This window comes from Streptomyces sp. A0958 (genome assembly GCF_004795035.1).
Lineage (GTDB): Bacteria > Actinomycetota > Actinomycetes > Streptomycetales > Streptomycetaceae > Streptomyces.
The window spans coordinates 61,542-77,757 of record NZ_SSBK01000032.1; the positions used below are offsets into that span (position 1 = coordinate 61,542).

General features: G+C 72.4%; 8 protein-coding genes. 4 read left to right on the forward strand and 4 right to left on the reverse strand.

The window, feature by feature from the left end; translation table 11 throughout:
• Positions 1 to 233: 233 nt before the first annotated feature.
• Positions 234 to 3,719 carry a M28 family peptidase gene (locus E6P78_RS25785; RefSeq protein ID WP_136206046.1) on the forward strand — a complete coding sequence of 1,162 codons (3,486 nt, stop codon included), beginning with the start codon at positions 234 to 236 and terminating at the stop codon, positions 3,717 to 3,719.
• Positions 3,720 to 3,787: 68 nt separating this feature from the next.
• Here the strand turns inward: E6P78_RS25785 and E6P78_RS25790 are convergent, their stop codons facing one another.
• Positions 3,788 to 5,230, reverse strand: a complete 1,443-nt coding sequence (locus E6P78_RS25790) for a helix-turn-helix transcriptional regulator (protein ID WP_136206034.1) — start codon at positions 5,228 to 5,230, stop codon at positions 3,788 to 3,790.
• Between the two features lie 463 nt (positions 5,231 to 5,693).
• Here E6P78_RS25790 and E6P78_RS25795 point away from each other — a divergent pair, with 463 nt between their 5' ends.
• Positions 5,694 to 7,880: a discoidin domain-containing protein gene (locus tag E6P78_RS25795; RefSeq protein ID WP_206307913.1), complete on the forward strand. Its 2,187-nt coding sequence runs from the start codon at positions 5,694 to 5,696 to the stop codon at positions 7,878 to 7,880.
• 85 nt (positions 7,881 to 7,965) lie between these two features.
• On the opposite strand, the gene E6P78_RS25800 is transcribed toward E6P78_RS25795, so the two are convergent.
• Positions 7,966 to 10,560 (reverse strand): SpoIIE family protein phosphatase, encoded by a 2,595-nt coding sequence (locus tag E6P78_RS25800; protein WP_240799377.1) that lies wholly within the window; start codon positions 10,558 to 10,560, stop codon positions 7,966 to 7,968.
• Between the two features lie 343 nt (positions 10,561 to 10,903).
• Between E6P78_RS25800 and E6P78_RS25805 the strand changes: the two genes are divergently transcribed.
• A complete protein-coding gene (locus tag E6P78_RS25805; protein ID WP_136206036.1) occupies positions 10,904 to 11,389 on the forward strand; it encodes a potassium channel family protein in 486 nt (161 codons plus the stop codon).
• A gap of 420 nt (positions 11,390 to 11,809) precedes the next feature.
• Entirely contained in the window at positions 11,810 to 13,132 is a 1,323-nt protein-coding gene (locus tag E6P78_RS25810) for a geranylgeranyl reductase family protein (protein WP_136206037.1), read from the forward strand.
• Between the two features lie 23 nt (positions 13,133 to 13,155).
• Here E6P78_RS25810 and E6P78_RS25815 read toward each other — a convergent pair whose 3' ends face one another.
• Both E6P78_RS25815 and E6P78_RS25820 read right to left on the reverse strand, forming a co-directional pair.
• The gene (locus tag E6P78_RS25815; protein WP_136206038.1) at positions 13,156 to 15,672 is read right to left on the reverse strand and encodes a SpoIIE family protein phosphatase; all 2,517 of its coding nucleotides are present in this window, start codon (positions 15,670 to 15,672) and stop codon (positions 13,156 to 13,158) included.
• 133 nt (positions 15,673 to 15,805) lie between these two features.
• Entirely contained in the window at positions 15,806 to 15,994 is a 189-nt protein-coding gene (locus tag E6P78_RS25820; RefSeq protein ID WP_136206039.1) for an antitoxin, read from the reverse strand.
• Positions 15,995 to 16,216: the final 222 nt, after the last annotated feature.

Below are 16,216 nucleotides of genomic sequence, written 5' to 3' on the forward strand. Positions count from 1 at the left end.
GCGGGTCACCGCGCCGTCCCGCCGGGGCGACTTGACCAGACTTGCCAACTCCCCCGCACGTGGCCGCAGTTCGTTGACGGGGTCATGGCGACGTGTGAGTGTTCGGTCGCTCGATCACGGACACCACCCGGACGGACGGCGCGCGGCTGCCGCACGGGTGGGTGCGTCTCCCCACGCCGGTGCCCGTGACCGAGGTCCCCACGAAACGAGGAGCCTCGATGAAACGCAGACCGATGACGGCCGGGACAACCCTGGCCGTCCTCGCCGGAATGCTGGTCGCCATCAGCGGTCCACCAGCAGCCGCCGGACCGTCACCGACCCCCGGCCCCACGGCACTCACCGCCGCCGTGTCGGCCGCCGACCGGGCCGCCGCCAGCGGGCTCGACTCCCTGGCCAAGGGCCCGGACGAGCGCTACGAGCGCCAGATGGTGACCCCGTGGGTCAACGGCCTCTACTCCGTCGCGTACGAACGCACCTACCGCGGCCTGCCGGTCGTCGGCGGCGACGCCGTCGTGGTGGCCGACTCGAAGGGGCGGGTCCGCGGCTCGCAGTCGGCGGTCTCCCGGCGCATCAACGTGCCCACGACCGCGACGGTGTCCGCCAAAACCGCCGAGGCCGCCTCCCGCAAGCAGCTCCGTACGGTGGAGCGGGTCGAGAGCCACCGGCTCGTCGTACGGGCCACCGGCGAGCGCTCCCGGCTCGCCTGGGAGACCGTGCTCACCGGCCGGAGCGAGAAGGCACCGAGCCGGCTGCACGTCTTCGTCGACGCGGGCACCGGGGCGGTCCTCGACAGCTACGACGACGTCAAGGCCGGCACCGGCAACAGCCAGTGGAACGGGCCCTCCCCGCTCTCCATCAACACGACGTCTTCGGGCGGCAGTTACTCGCTCCGCGACCCGAGCCGCCCCGGACTGAGCTGCGCCGACTACAGCACCGGCGGCGTCTTCACCAAGTCGACCGACTCCTGGGGCACCGGCAGCGCCTCCAGCAAGGAGACGGGCTGCGTCGACGTCATGTGGGCGGCCCAGCACGAGTGGGACATGCTGCGCGACTGGCTCGGGCGCAACGGTCACGACGGCAACGGCCGCAGCTGGCCCGTCAAGGTCGGCCTGAACGACGTCAACGCGTACTGGGACGGCTCCACGGTCTCCATCGGCCACAACCGGGCCAACCAGTGGATCGGCGCCATGGACGTCGTGGGCCACGAGTTCGGCCACGGCATCGACCAGTACACACCGGGCGGCGCGAACAACGAGTCCGGGCTCGGCGAGGCCACCGGCGACATCATGGGGGCGCTGACCGAGGCGTACACCAACGAGCCCGCCCCGTACGACGACCCGGACTACACCGTGGGCGAGAAGATCAACCTCGTCGGCAACGGACCGATCCGGATCATGTACAACCCCGGCCAGATCGGCGACCCGAACTGCTACAGCTCCTCCATACCCAACACCGAGGAGCACGCGGCGGCCGGTCCGCTGAACCACTGGTTCTACCTGCTGGCCGAGGGCTCGAACCCGGGCGGCGGCAAGCCCTCCAGCCCCACCTGCAACAACTCCGCGGTCACCGGCGTGGGCATCCAGAGCGCCGGCAAGGTCTTCTACGGCGGCATGCTCCTCAAGACCAGCGGCATGACCTACAAGCGCTACCGCACGGCCACCCTCACCGCGGCCAAGAACCTCGACGCCACCTGCGTGCTGCACAGCCGCACGAAGGCGGCGTGGGACGCGATCAGCGTCCCCGCCCAGAGCGGTGACCCCGCCTGCACGCCGAGCGGCAACAACGACTTCTCGATGTCCCTCGACCCCGCCTCCGGCTCGGTGAAGGCGGGCAACGCGGTCACGGCCACCGTGCGCACGACCGTCTCCTCCGGCAGCGCGCAGACGGTGAACCTGTCCGCGAGCGGCCTGCCCGGCGGCGTCAACGTCTCCTTCAGCCCCTCCTCCGTGCAGTCCGGCTCGACCTCGGCCATGACGGTCTCGACCACATCGGCCGCGGCCCCCGGGTCGTACACCTTCACCGTGAAGGGCGCGGGCACCCAGGAGCACACCGCCCAGTACACGCTGACCGTCACCGGCGGCGGCGGCAGCCCCGGCGGCACCCCGCCCGACATCAGCATCGCCAACGTGCAGGCCCACCTCTCCCAGTTGCAGACCATCGCCTCGCAGAACGGCGGCAACCGGCGGGCCGGCAGCAGTGGCTACACCGCCTCGCTCGCCTATGTGAAGGGCAAGCTCCAGGCGGCCGGATACACCGTCAGCGAGCAGACCTGCACCACCTGCACCTATCCCGGCAACAACCTGATCGCGGACTGGCCGGGCGGCCCCACCGACAGCACCGTGATGTTCGGCGCCCACCTGGACAGCGTGGCCGCCGGGCCCGGCGTCAACGACAACGGCTCCGGCTCCGCGACCCTGCTGGAGAACGCCCTCGCGCTGGCCCAGCAGAACCCGACGATGACCAAGCACGTCCGCTTCGCCTGGTGGAACGGCGAGGAACAGGGCCTTCAGGGCTCCAAGTACTACGTGGGACAGCTCAGTTCGGCCCAGCGCGGCGCCATCAAGGCCTACTACAACTTCGACATGGTCGCCTCGACCAACGGCGGCTACTTCATCAACAACCTCAACTCCGCCGCCTCGGTCCCGATGAAGGAGTACTGGACCTCCCTCGGGCTCGCCCCGGAGGAGAACGTGGAGGGCCAGGGGCGCTCCGACGACTACTCCTTCCAGCAGGGCGGGATCGCCACATCCGGCTACGCGACCGGTGCCAGTGACACCAAGACCTCCGCCCAGGCGGCCAAGTGGGGCGGCACTGCAGGCCGTTCGTACGACCCCTGCTACCACCAGTCGTGCGACACCACCTCCAACATCAACGCCACCGCGCTCAACCGCAGCGCCGACGGGGTCGCCTACACGCTGTGGAAGACCGCGGTCGGGACCACCGCCCCGGCCGACGACTTCTCCGTCTCGGTGAACCCGGTCACCGGCACCGTCCAGCCGGGCGGGTCCGCCACCGCGACCGTGTCCACGGCCACCACCAGCGGTTCGGCGCAGAACGTGCGGCTGACGGCCTCCGGCGCGCCGAGCGGCGTCACGGTCTCCTTCGCGCCGTCCTCGGTGCAGTCGGGGTCCTCGTCCACCATGACCGTCTCCGCCGGGGCGCAGACCGCGGCGGGTACGTACACGCTCACCGTGACGGGTACCGGCACCGCCAGCCACACCACCACGTACTCGCTCGTGGTCGGCGGCACAGGCAGCTGCCAGCCGCGGCAGGTCGTCGTCAACGGCGGCTTCGAGAACGGGACGGCGCCCTGGACGCAGACGGCCGGTGTCATCAACAACCGGACCTCCGAGAAGCCCGCGCACAGCGGTTCGTACCAGGCGTGGTTCGGCGGCTGGGGCAGCACCCACAGCGACACCGCCACGCAGTCGCTGACCGTGCCGGCGGGCTGCTCGTCCTACCGGCTGTCGTTCTACCTGCGCACCGACACCGCCGAGTCGACGTGGGGCGGGCAGGCGTACGACACCTTCACCGTCAAGCTGGGGTCCCGGACGCTGGCCACGTACTCGAATCTCGACGCGAGCAACGGCTATGTCCAGCAGACCTTCGATGTCGCCTCGGCCGCCGGGCAGACGGTGACGCTCGGGTTCACCAGTAAGGAGGACGCCTACCTGCAGACCAGCTTCGTCGTGGACGATGTGGCCCTCGATGTGAGCTGATCCGGCGACGGGGGCGTGTCCGGGGGCGGGGCGTGGACCACACGCCCCGCCCCCGCTGCCGTGGGCCCTCAGCGGACCGCGGCGGCCAGTCTGCGCACGAAGTCCTCGATCTCGGGCCGGTCGCCGGTGCGGCCGGCCAGCCTGTTGTACAGCCCGCGCAGCTCCTGGCCGAGCAGCGTGGAGGGGTGCACCTCGGTGCTGTCCAGGACGGGCCCGGCGACGGCCGACGCCGCGGCCGGCTCCCCCGCGCAGACGTACGCGTCGGCCGTCCTGGCCAGGAACAGCAGGCGGGCCGAGTGCATGCCGGGCGGGAGCAGCCTGATCGCGGTGCCGGCCGCGTCGAGCGCGCGGAGCGCGAAGCGGCGCTCCCCGGTCGCGGCGGCGAGATCGCGCAGCGCACCGGCGGCGCCGGACTCCACCCGCAGCCGCACCGAGGCGACGGAGAGCCAGGGGGCCTCCGTCTCGTCCCGCTCGCCGGCCCGGTCCATCTGCGACCAGGCGCGGCCGATGTGGTGCAGGGTGCGGTCGGCGTCGCCGCGGACCGCGTGGCCGCGCGCCTGGTAGAGGTCGCTCATGGCGCCCGCCCAGGACCGGCCCGCGGCGGCCCGGTGGATGGCTTCGCCGTACGCGACCGCGGAGGGGCCGTCGCCCTCCAGCCGGGCCAGGGTGCTCATATCGCCGAGGGCCGCCACCTGGGCCCCGACGTGCCCGGCGGTCGCCGCCCACAGCAGGGAGCGGTCGAGCCAGGCCATCGCCGTACCGTTGCGTCCCCACAGCAGCCGGAGGCAGCCCGCCGACTGGGCGTACTCGGCGGCCAGCGGCGCGAGTTGCCCGTGATAGGGGGCGGCCGGGAGCGCCATCCAGCGGAGCATCGCGTGCAGGGTGCGTTCCACGACGGCGGTCGCCCCGGGCCAGCCGTGCTCCTCGTCGGCGCGCAGGCAGACGGCGAGCAGCGCGGTCAGGGCGTGCACGGTGTCGGTGTCCAGGGCCGGGTGGGAGGAGGTGTCCGGGCCGAGGGAACAGAACCGGGCGTGCAGGGCCACGACGTCGGGCAGCGCCGGAACCGCGCAGCCCTCCGGGCCGTGCACCGGGCAGACCAGGCCGTACGCGGGCAGCCGTGCGGGCAGGACGGTCCCGGGCGGGAGCATCGCCGTGAGCGTTCCGCCCGCGGGCTCGCCGGGCAGCGGCCCCTGCCGGACCGGCTCCGGGACCGGGCGGGGCACGGTGGGAGCGGCTTGCGCCCGCTCCAGGGCCTCGGCATCCTCGCAGGCGGCCAGGAGGTCCCCGTCGGCCGCCAGCAGGTGGTCCAGGCGGCGGGCCAGCGGGAGCGGGGCCCTGCGGCTGCCGTGTTCGAGTTTGCTGATGGCGGTGTGGTCGTAGCCGACCCGGACGCCCACCTGGGCCTGGGTGAGTCCGGCCCGCCGGCGCCAGTGACGCAGCCGGGCACCGAACGCCCGCCATGCCTGAGCGCTCCGGGCCCCCGCCGCGACAGGGCCCGTCGCCTCGGTCATCCGGAACCCCGTCGTGCCTGGTCAGCGGCGCGCTGTGCGCCACGTTCACGGCTCATGCCCGGAGGATAGCGAGCGCCCGGGCCCGCTGTCCCCGGGGCGGCGGCAACATGTCCGGTAACAGGCGCTGGTGTTCGCCGTACCCGGGTCGGCGGGCCCGTCACGGGCACGGCGTGATTGCGGTGGCAACGACCCGCTCGGCCTCACTCACTCCCCGTACGCACCTCGTCATCACCTGAATCGATGGCACGTCAGTTCCCATGCACAGCTGCCCTCAAGACGGCTTCAATGCGGACACTCGTGAGGTATCCGTCGTCAACTGTTGTCCTCAACGACTGTTCGGGAAGCGGTTGTTGCACACCTATTGACGCAAGGGGAGCAAGGGGGAAGTATCCCCATCGGCCGGAGAGAGCGCTCTCCGGATTCGTGTCGTGCACCCGTTCCGCGACTCAGGAGACATTCCCCCATGTATGGACCCCCCTTGCTCCGCAGACCCGCACCCTCGTCCGGAAGAAGACGTACCGGCGTGCTGACCGCCGTCGCCGGTCTCGTCGTCTCGCTTCTGGCCTTCGTGCCCTCGACCTCCGCCAGCGCGGCCCCGTCCCTGCTCTCCCAGGGCAAGACGGTGACCACTTCCAGCCAGGAAGGCGTCGCTACCCCCGCCACCGCCGCCGTGGACGGCGACAACGGCACCCGCTGGTCGAGCGGCTTCTCCGACCCGCAGTGGATCGAGGTCGACCTGGGCACCTCCGCCTCGGTCAGCCAGATCGCGCTGAAGTGGGAGGCCGCCTACGCCAAGAGCTACCGCATCGAGTTCTCCACGGACGACCACAACTGGTCCACCGCCTACTCGACCACCACGGGCCCCGGCGGCGACGAGACGCTGAACGTCTCCGGCACCGCCCGCTACGTCCGGCTGACCGGCACCGCCCGCGCCACCCAGTACGGGTACTCCCTCTGGGAGTTCCAGGTGTTCGGCACCACCGGCGGCAACGGCGGCGGTCCGCAGATCCCCGGCGGCGGCGACCTCGGCCCCAACGTCCTCGTCTTCGACCCGTCGACGCCCAACATCCAGGCCAAGGTCGACGAGATCTTCCGCCAGCAGGAGTCGGCGCAGTTCGGCACCGGCCGCTACGCGCTGATGTTCAAGCCGGGCACGTACAACAACATCAACGCGCAGATCGGTTTCTACACCTCGATCGCCGGTCTCGGGCTCAAGCCGGACGACACCACGTTCAACGGTGACGTCACCGTCGACGCGGGCTGGTTCAACGGCAACGCCACGCAGAACTTCTGGCGTTCGGCGGAGAACCTGGCGCTCAACCCGGTCAACGGCACCGACCGCTGGGCCGTTTCCCAGGCCGCGCCCTTCCGCCGGATGCACGTCAAGGGCGGCCTCAACCTCGCCCCGAACGGCTACGGCTGGGCGAGCGGCGGGTACATCGCCGACAGCAAGATCGACGGCCAGGTCGGGCCGTACTCGCAGCAGCAGTGGTACACCCGCGACAGCTCCATCGGCAGCTGGGGCAACGGCGTCTGGAACATGACGTTCTCCGGCGTCGAGGGCGCCCCCGCCCAGAGCTTCCCCGAGCCGCCGTACACCACGCTCAACAACACCCCCGTCTCCCGCGAGAAGCCGTTCCTCTACCTGGACGGCAACGACTACAAGGTCTTCGTCCCCGCCAAGCGCACCAACGCCCGCGGCGTCTCCTGGAACGGCACCCCGCAGGGCGAGTCCATCCCGCTGAGCCAGTTCTACGTGGTCAAGCCGGGAGCGTCCGCCGCCACCATCAACGCGGCCGTCCAGCAGGGCCTGCACCTGCTGTTCACGCCGGGCATCTACCACGTCAACCAGACGATCAACATCGACCGCGCCAACACGGTCGTGCTCGGCCTCGGCCTCGCCACGATCATCCCGGACAACGGGGTCACCGCCCTCAAGGTCGGTGACGTGGACGGCGTCAAGCTCGCCGGGCTCCTCATCGACGCCGGTCCGCAGAACTCCCAGGTGCTCGTCCAGGTCGGCCCCGACGGCGCCTCGGCCGGCCACGCGGCCAACCCGACCAGCGTCCAGGACATCTTCATCCGGGTCGGCGGCGCCGGCGCGGGCAAGGCCACCACGGGCATGGTGATCAACAGCAACGACACGATCATCGACCACACCTGGCTGTGGCGTGCCGACCACGGCGAGGGCGTCGGCTGGGAGACCAACCGGTCCGACTACGGCCTCCAGGTCAACGGCGACAACGTCCTGGCCACCGGCCTGTTCGTGGAGCACTTCAACAAGTACGACGTCCGCTGGTCCGGCGAGAACGGCAAGACGATCTTCTACCAGAACGAGAAGGCGTACGACGCCCCCAACCAGGCAGCCATCCAGAACGGCAACACCAAGGGGTACGCGGCCTACAAGGTCGACGACTCCGTGACGACCCACGAGGGCTGGGGGCTCGGCAGCTACTGCAACTTCACCTCCGACCCCAGCATCCGCCAGGACCACGGCTTCGAAGCCCCGGTCAAGCCCGGCGTGAAGTTCCACGACCTGCTCGTCGTCTCCCTCGGCGGCCAGGGCCAGTACGAACACGTCATCAACAACACCGGATCACCCACATCCGGGACCTCGACCATCCCGTCGAACGTGGTGTCCTTCCCGTGACGGAAGGCGCATGACACCCGGCATCTGAGATGAGCGAACGGCGCGGGGCCCGGCGTGTGCCGGGCCCCGCGTCGCCGTCGTGGGTCTATTCGGCCGCGGGTGGGCCGCCGAGCGTCTGCTCGGACCAGATGACCTTGCCCCGGTCGGTGTACCTGGCGCCCCAGCGCTCCGCGAACTGGGCGACGAGGAAGAGGCCCCGGCCGCCCTCGTCCGTCGTGGCCGCGTAGCGCAGGTGCGGGGAGGTGCTGCTGCTGTCCGACACCTCGCAGATCAGGGCCCGGTCGTGAAGCAGCCGGACCTTGATGGGCTCGGAGCCGTAGCGGATTGCGTTGGTGACGAGTTCGCTCAGGATGAGTTCGGTGACGAACCCCTCCTCGTCCAGCCCCTGATCGGACAGCCAGCGCATGGCCTGCCTGCGGACGCCGGCGACGGCCGAGGGGTCCGGGGGGACGTCCCACTGGATGCGCCGGGACGGGTCCAGGGTGCGGGTCCTGGCGACCAGCAGGGCGACGTCGTCGCCGGGCCGGCTGGGCAGCATGGCGTCGAGCACGTCGTCGCAGGTCTCCTCCGGGGTACGGTCGCGGTCGGCGAGCGAGCGGCGCAGGAGTCCGAGGCCGTCGTCGAAGTCCCGGTCGCGGCGCTCCATCAGGCCGTCCGTGTACAGGACCAGACGGCTTCCCTCGGGCACCCGCAGCTCGGTCATCTCGAAGGGCATGCCGCCGATCCCGAGGGGCAGCCCGGCCGGGATGTCGGGGAAGCTCACCGTGCCGTCGGGCAGGACGAGCGCGGGCCCGGGGTGGCCGGCCCGGGCGACCGTGCAGCGTCCGGAGACTGCGTCGTAGATCGCGTACAGGCAGGTGGCGCCGGTGATCGCGCCGCCGCCCGCCTCCTCGTCCTGGTCCATCCGGACGACCAGCTCGTCGAGGTGGCCGAGGAGTTCGTCGGGCGCCAGGTCCAGCGTCGAGAAGTTGAGCACCGTGGTGCGCAGCCGGCCCATGGTGGCCGCGGCGTGCAGGCCGTGCCCGACGACGTCACCGACGACGAGGGCGACCCGTGCGCCGGACAGCGGGATCACGTCGAACCAGTCGCCGCCCACACCGGCCTGCGCCGGCAGGTAGCGGTAGGCGACGTCCAGGGCGTTCTGCTCGGGCAGGCCGCGCGGGAGGAGGCTGCGCTGCAGGGTGACGGCCATCTCGTGCTCGCGGGTGTAGCGGCGGGCGTTGTCGACGCTGACCGCCGCACGGGCCACCAGTTCCTCCGCGAAGGAGAGGTCGTCCAGGTCGAAGGCCGACTCGTTCTGCGCGCGCCAGAAGTTGGCCACCCCGAGGACGACGCCGCGGGCCCGCAGGGGGACGGAGAGCAGCGAGTGGAATCCGTGCTCCAGCATGCGGGCGGCCTGCTCGGGATCGGCTTCGCGCCACCGCTGGGAGGTGGTCAGGTCGGAGACGATCCATGTGTGGCCGACGCTGGTGCCCAGGCCCTCGGGGGTGTTCGGTACGAAGCCGATGACGCGCCCGGCCGGGTAGAGCGGGTTGTTCTCGTCGGCGCAGCGCACGGCGGTACGGCGCAGGTTCATGACGTCGCCGGAGGGCGGCCGGGGTTCCCCGCCGCGCAGGACCGAGTCGGCGAGGTCGACCGTCACGCAGTCGGCGAACCCGGGGGCCGCGACGTCCGCGAGTTCCTGGGCGGTGGTGGTGACGTCGAGGGTGGTGCCGATCAGGGCGCCCGCCCGGTAGAGCAGCGTCAGCCGCTCGCGCACGGTCTCCGCCCGTCCGGTGACGGCCCGCAGTTCCGTGGTGTCGCGCAGGGTCGCGACCATGCCGGGCTGGCCGCCGCGCTCCTCGGTGGGGCGGAGGTTGACGGCGAGCAGCCGGTCCCCCGCGGGCCTCAACTCGTCCGTGGCGACCTGTCCGGAGGCCAGCAGTTCGCCGGTGCCCGGGTCCAGGCCGAGGTCGGTGACCGCGCGGCCCTCGGCGTCCGGGGGCAGGTCGAGGAGCCGCCGCGCCTCGTCGTTGGCGAGCAGCAGCCGGTGGTCGGCGCCGATGATGAGGACGCCCTCGCGCACGGCGTGCAGCACCGCGTCGTGGTGTTCGTACATCCGGGTCATCTCGGCCGGGCCCAGGCCCCGCGTCTGACGTCTCAGGCGGCGGCTGACCAGGGCGGCGCCGGCCGTGGTGAGGGCGAGGGCGGCGACTCCGGCGCCGATGGTGAGCGGGACGCTCGGGTACGCCAGCCGGTTCACGGCTTCGACCCTGATGCCCACCGTCACCAGTCCGGCCACCGACCCGTCCCTGCGCAGGACGGGCACGGCGGAGGCGACCGATCTGCCTCGGCTGGCCGAGACCGTGCGGGTGACGGAGCGTCCGTCGAGGGCTTCCTTGTAGGGGCCCGGGATCTTCTTGCCGATGAGCGCGATGTCGCGGTGGGTGTAGCGGATGCCGTTGGTGCCGGCCACGACGACGTACTCCACGCCGGTGCTCTGCCGGATCTCCTCGGCGCGCGGCTGGAGGGCGGCCGTGGGGTCCTTGCTGTCGAGGGCGGCGGCGACACCGGGCGCGTGCGCGAAGGTCTGGGCGACGCTCAGCGACTGGGCCCGCGCCGCGCTCATGCTGTCGCGGCGGCCCTGGACGACCAGGGCGACGACGGCGGCGGAGACGAGCAGTACGACGATGCCCAGCATGAGGACGAAGAACTGACCGGCCACCGTGCGGACACTGAACAGGGCGCGCAGCCGGCGCCCTGCTGAGGTCCGCTCGCGGGGCGGCCCGTAGGGCGCGGGTTCGTCACCGCCGGGGCGGCCGCCATCGTGTCGATGCGGCCGTCGGGCGGAGCGGTGAGACCACGCCCGGAATCGACCTGTACCACCCACATATTCAGGTTTAACACGGATTACCGGAGTCCGATCGGTGTGCGTGACCCGGGCCCGGTCCCGGGCGGGCCGGGTCCGGTGCGATCGGGTGACGCGGGGCGGGCGGGCGCGTGCCCGGCCGCCGGACGTGCCGCCCGCGCCTCATGATCCGGAAATGGTGCCTGTATTCCTGACCAAGGCGGTCGAGCTGCTGCTCGGCCGGGAGAACCGTTCGCTGCACCTCAAGGCGGCGGGCTGGGCGACGGTGCTGCTCGCCCTGACCGTGCTGGTGGGCTCCTGGGTGGTGCTGGTGGCCGAGCGGCACGCCCCGCACGCGACCATCACCTCCTACCCCCGGGCGCTGTGGTGGTCGGTGGAGACCGCGACGACCGTCGGGTACGGCGATTTCTTCCCGGTGACGCTGTGGGGGCGGATCGTCGCCGTCGCCGTGATGGGCGTCGGCATCACGACGTACGGGATGGTCACGGCGGCCCTCGCGACGTGGTTCGTGGGGCACGAGCAGAGGCGCCGCCACCGGCTCGCCCGCGATGCCGAGCATGCCGCGCGCGCGATGCGGGACGAGACCGACCAGCTGCTGCACGAGCGGTTCGACCGCATCGAGCGGCTGCTCGCCGAGGCGGGCCGTAGACCGCCGCACTGAGCGGTGCGGCGGCCGCATAGGGCCGTCGGTCCACGCCGATCGGTCCGGTGACGTGTGAACGGCGTGCCTCCGGGCATAGGACCGGGTACCGACAGGAGGTGGTGGCAGTGGGCCGCATCAGAGTCGTCCGGCGTCCCCAGCTTCCGCAGCGGCCGCCACCCCTGGATCTGCGCACGCCGTCGGGGCGCCCGCTGCCTTACTGACCGCGTCCGCGAACCGCCGCCCTTCCGCCGCCGAGCGCCGCACGCGGGCGAGCGGGCGGCCGGTTTTCGTATGCCCTTCCGGTTCCCGGCGGCCCGTGGGCGGCGTTCTCCGGGACCTTGTTGATCGCCCTCCCGAGGGGCGGGGTGACCCGGCAGGATGTCGGTGTACAGGGCCGTCGTCCTCGGGCGGCGGTGCCCGACCGAGGAAGGGAGCCCCATGCGGGAGACGCGTGCAGAGCAGTCGCCGTCGGACGAGGAGGCCGCCCACGGCGCGGCCGAGGAGGCCCAGGTGATCGTGGTGGGGGCGGGGCCGGCCGGCTCGTCCGCCGCCTATCACCTCGCCAGGGCCGGTGTCGACGTGCTGCTGCTGGAGAAGTCCCGCTTTCCCCGCGAGAAGGTGTGCGGGGACGGCCTGACCCCGCGCGCGGTGCACCAGCTGATCCGGATGGGCGTCGACATCCAGGCCCCGGGCTGGACCCGGTCACGGGGCATGCGCTGGGTGGCCGGCGACCGGCAGGTGCAGATCGACTGGCCCGCGCTGGGCGGCTACCCGGACTTCGGGCTCACCCGCAGCCGGCACGACTTCGACGACATCCTGGCCCGTCACGCCGTCGCCGCCGGTGCCCGGCTGCGCACCGGCGTGAAGGTGAAGGAGCCGGTGACCGACCGGGCGGGGCGGATCACCGGGGTGACGGCCGTGTCCGACGCCGGGCCGGTGGTGCACCGGGCGCCGGTCGTGATCGCCGCCGACGGCGCCTCGGCCCGGATCGCCCTGGCCATGGGGCTGCAGCGGGACGCCAAGCGGCAGATCGCCACGGCCGCCCGCCGGTACTACCGCAGCCCCGAGCGTTCCCGGGAGGAGTTCCTGGAGCTCTGGGCCGACCTCCGCTTCCCCCGGAGCGACCACTATCTGCCGGGGTACGGCTGGATCTTCCCGATGGGCGACGGCCGGGTCAACGTCGGCCTCGGCGCGCTCCCCCACCGCCGTCACGGCAGCGCCGACCTGCGGGCCACGCTGGACCGGTGGCTGGCTCGTACGCCCGCCGAGTGGGGGCTGCGGGAGGAGAACGCCGAGGGGCCCGTCCGCAGCGCCGCCCTCCCGCTGGGCTTCAACCGCCATCCCCTGTACACCCGGGGGCTCCTCCTGACCGGCGACTCCGGGGGCATGGTCAGCCCGTGGAACGGGGAGGGCATCGGGCAGGCCATGGAGGCGGGCGAGGTCGCCGCCGAGACGACGGCGCTCGCGCTCGCGCTGCCGCCGGGACCGAGGCGGGAGCGGGCGCTGCGCCACTACCCGGCCGAGATGAACCGCCGCTGGGGCCGCTACTACCGGCTCGGCAACACGGCGGCCGACCTGATCTTCAGCCGGTCGGGCTTCCAGCCGGTGCTCAACCGCTACGTGATGGGGTCACCGGCCCTGCTCAACACCCTGGCCCGGCTCCTCACCAACCTCACGCAGCACCCCTCGCGCGACGCGATCGACCATGTCCTGAACACGGCGGTGCGCCTGGTGCCCGCCCCGAACCCCCGGCGCCGCTGACCGGATCGCGGGGCCCGGCCCGGTCAGCCGGCGGTTTCGCCGTCCTGGCCGGTCCACCGGGCCGCGAGCAGCAGGGCGATGTCGTCGGGCCGGTCCGATGCCTGCCTGGCACGGCGGATCACGTGGTCCGCGGTCTCGGCGAGCGGGACCGCGCCGAGGGCGGCGATCGTGCCGCGCAGCCGTTCGACGCCGATGTCGATGTCGATGCCGGCCTGCTCGACGAGTCCGTCGGTGTACAGGGCGAGCATGGCGCCCGGGTCCAGGAGCAGTTCGGTGACGGGGTAGGAGGCCTCGGCGTCGATGCCGAGCACGATGCCGCCCGGCAACTCCATGACCTCCACGGTGCCGTCGGGCCGGCGCATGACGGGCTGGGGGTGTCCGGCGCGTACGGCGTGCGTCCGGCCGGTGGCCGGGTCCATCACGATGTAGCAGCAGCTGGCGAACTGTCCTGTGTCGAGGTCGATGAGCAGGCGGTTGGTGCCGCTCATGACCTCCTGCGGGTCGTGGCCGCTGAGCGCGAAGGCCCGTACGGCGCTGCGGAGCTGTCCCATGGTCGCGGCGGCGGCGACGCCGTGGCCCTGGACGTCCCCGATGACCAGGGCGAGTCCGCCGCCGGTCTCGATCACGTCGTACCAGTCGCCTCCGACGTCCATGCCCTGGGTGCCGGCGAGGTAGCGGCCCTCGGTGACGATGCCGCGCAGGACGGGCAGCCGGTGCGGCAGCAGGGCGTCCTGGAGGCCGCGCGCCAGGGCGGCCTCGGCGTCGTAGCGCTGGGCGCGCTCGAGTGCCTGGGCGATCAGGCCGGCCAGTGCGGTCAGGACCGTGCGCTCCTCCGGGCTGAAGCCTCGGGGCCGGCCGAAGCCGAGAATGCAGGAGCCGACGTGCCGGCCGGAGGCGATCAGCGGCAGGAAGGCGCGGGCCCCGATGTCGGTGTCCATGGGGATGCCCGGGTAGGCGGCGGCCAGGCGCTGCATCGACTCGAAGAAGATGGGGCGCCCGGTGGTCAGGGTCTCCACGCCCGGGATGCGGGCGTCCAGGCCGACGGCGTCGAACCGGTCCAGGAAGCCCTGGGGGAAGCCCGTCTCCCACTCCAGGTAGAGGTGGCCCTCCTTGAGGAGGTAGATCGCCAGCTGCCGGCCACCGAAGGCGGGGAGCAGTTCCTCGGTGACGACGCGGGAGACCTGCCGGGCGGTGACGGCCTCGGTGAGGGCGATGGCCAGGGCGACCGGCCGGTAGAGCGCGGCGGACCGGTCGGCCGGGGAGCCGAGCCCCAGCCCGGGCGAGACGACGGAGTCCGGGGCGTAGGCCGGCTCATCGGTGGGGGTGAGGACGGCGGTCAGCCCGTCGTGGCCGGGGTACAGGGAGATGGAGAGCCAGGGCGGCGGGTCGCGCCGGGCGAGGAAGTGGACGGGGGCGTCGGAGATCATCGCGGCCCGGTAGTGGTCCTCGTAGGCGGGGTTCGCGAACCCGGGCAGGACCTCCCAGAAGACCCGCCCGACCAGTTCGGTGCGGGCCCGGCCGAGCATCGTCTCGGCCAGTCGGTTGAGGTAGGTGATCCGGCCGAAGCGGTCGAGCGAGAAGATGCCGCGCGGCAGCCGGTCGGCGGCCTCGGGGACGACCGGTCCGATGCCCAGGTCCACCAGGAAGCCGGTCAGGTGCCCGCCGGGGCCGGCGTCGTCGGCCCGGCGCCCGGAGACCTCCAGCAGGTGGGAGCGCCCGTCCGGGCCGCGCAGCCGCATCCTGCGGACGACGGGGCCGCCGGAGCCCGCCGCCTGCCGGGCCAGCGCCCACAGGCCGTACACGTCCTCCGGGGCGAGCCTGGCCGCCAGGGCCTGGATGGTGCCGGGGAAGCGGCCGGGGCCGGCGCCGAGGATCGCGCCGAGGTCGTCGTCGGCCTCGACGGCTCCGGTGTCGAGGTTCCAGTCGAAGCGGCCGATCCGTACCGGCGGCGAGCTCTCGGCGGGCAGCTGGACGGGCAGCGGCTCCTCCTCCCACTCCAGGCAGGTGCCGGCGTCCGCCAGGCCGGCCAGCCCGGCGCCCAGCTCCTCGGCGATGTGCTGGAGCCGGTGGCGGTCGTCGGGCGGCACCGGCTCGTGCCCGGTCGCGGCCCGCAGGACCACCAGGACGCCGACCGGTTCACGGCCGCGGCGCACCGGTACGTACAGGGAGCCGAACGGGAAGGGCAGGCCGGCCATGAGCTGCGGGAAGCGCCGCATGGCGTCCTCGGCGTCCGAGAGGTAGACGGGGCTGCCGGTGCGGAAGGCCTCGGCGACCGGGAAGGGCCGGTTCACATGCATCCGCCACCAGGGGCGGAAGAGCTGCCCGGGGAGCCCCGCCATCACGGCGAGCCGCAGCAGGCCGGGGGTGCTCGACCGCAGGTAGACGCCGCCGGCCTGTCCGCCGACGGCCCCGATGGCGTTCACGACGGACTGCGCGAGCACCAGGGACAGGTCGTCCGGTGCCCGGCCGTCCCGCAGTCTCCCGGGCGGGGCGTCGCTCTCGCCGAGCGGCGTCCGTCCGGCCGCGCCGTACCAGGTCACACAGCCAGCATGCTCCCGGGGCGCCGGTTCCCGCACGTCAGAGGCGCCCGGGCCGGGCACGGGGCGGGACGCGCCGGAGCGGTGGACGCCCCGGGCAGGGCGTCCACCGCTCCCTCATCGCAGGCGCAAGCGCTTACCGGTCGTCGCTGGGCGGGTGGCGGTCACCGAGCTGGTCATTGAGCTTCTTCTGGGCGGAATCGACCTGGCCGCCGTACTTGCCGCCGGTCCTCTTGTCGACGAAGTCGCCGCCCTTCTCGACTCCCTGGCGGGCCTGGTCCGGATGCCCCTTGATCATGCCCTTGATCTTGTCGAGCATGCTCATGACTGTCCTCCTTGGAACGCTGACCATCCCAGCATCCACGCGTTGCCCGGGTGCCGCACCCCGGGGCGCTCGTGGTGGCAGCAGGCACACGAAAAGGGGCTCTCCTGCCGTATGTGTGGGTGCCCTGGGCTGGGCTGATACGTGAAACACGCCGCTCTCTGTGAACCTTGAGGTGTCTAGCAACAAGGTTGATCAAGCAGAGAAGCGGCGTGTCCATCTTCA

What these genes read in the sequence shown, in the direction of transcription:
- E6P78_RS25785 (WP_136206046.1), top strand. Translation starts at nt 234, where the DNA reads ATGACGGCCGGGACAACCCTGGCCGTCCTCGCCGGAATGCTGGTCGCC.
- E6P78_RS25790 (WP_136206034.1), bottom strand. Translation starts at nt 5,230, where the DNA reads ATGACCGAGGCGACGGGCCCTGTCGCGGCGGGGGCCCGGAGCGCTCAG.
- E6P78_RS25795 (WP_206307913.1), top strand. Translation starts at nt 5,694, where the DNA reads ATGTATGGACCCCCCTTGCTCCGCAGACCCGCACCCTCGTCCGGAAGA.
- E6P78_RS25800 (WP_240799377.1), bottom strand. Translation starts at nt 10,560, where the DNA reads ATGCTGGGCATCGTCGTACTGCTCGTCTCCGCCGCCGTCGTCGCCCTG.
- E6P78_RS25805 (WP_136206036.1), top strand. Translation starts at nt 10,904, where the DNA reads ATGGTGCCTGTATTCCTGACCAAGGCGGTCGAGCTGCTGCTCGGCCGG.
- E6P78_RS25810 (WP_136206037.1), top strand. Translation starts at nt 11,810, where the DNA reads ATGCGGGAGACGCGTGCAGAGCAGTCGCCGTCGGACGAGGAGGCCGCC.
- E6P78_RS25820 (WP_136206039.1), bottom strand. Translation starts at nt 15,994, where the DNA reads ATGAGCATGCTCGACAAGATCAAGGGCATGATCAAGGGGCATCCGGAC.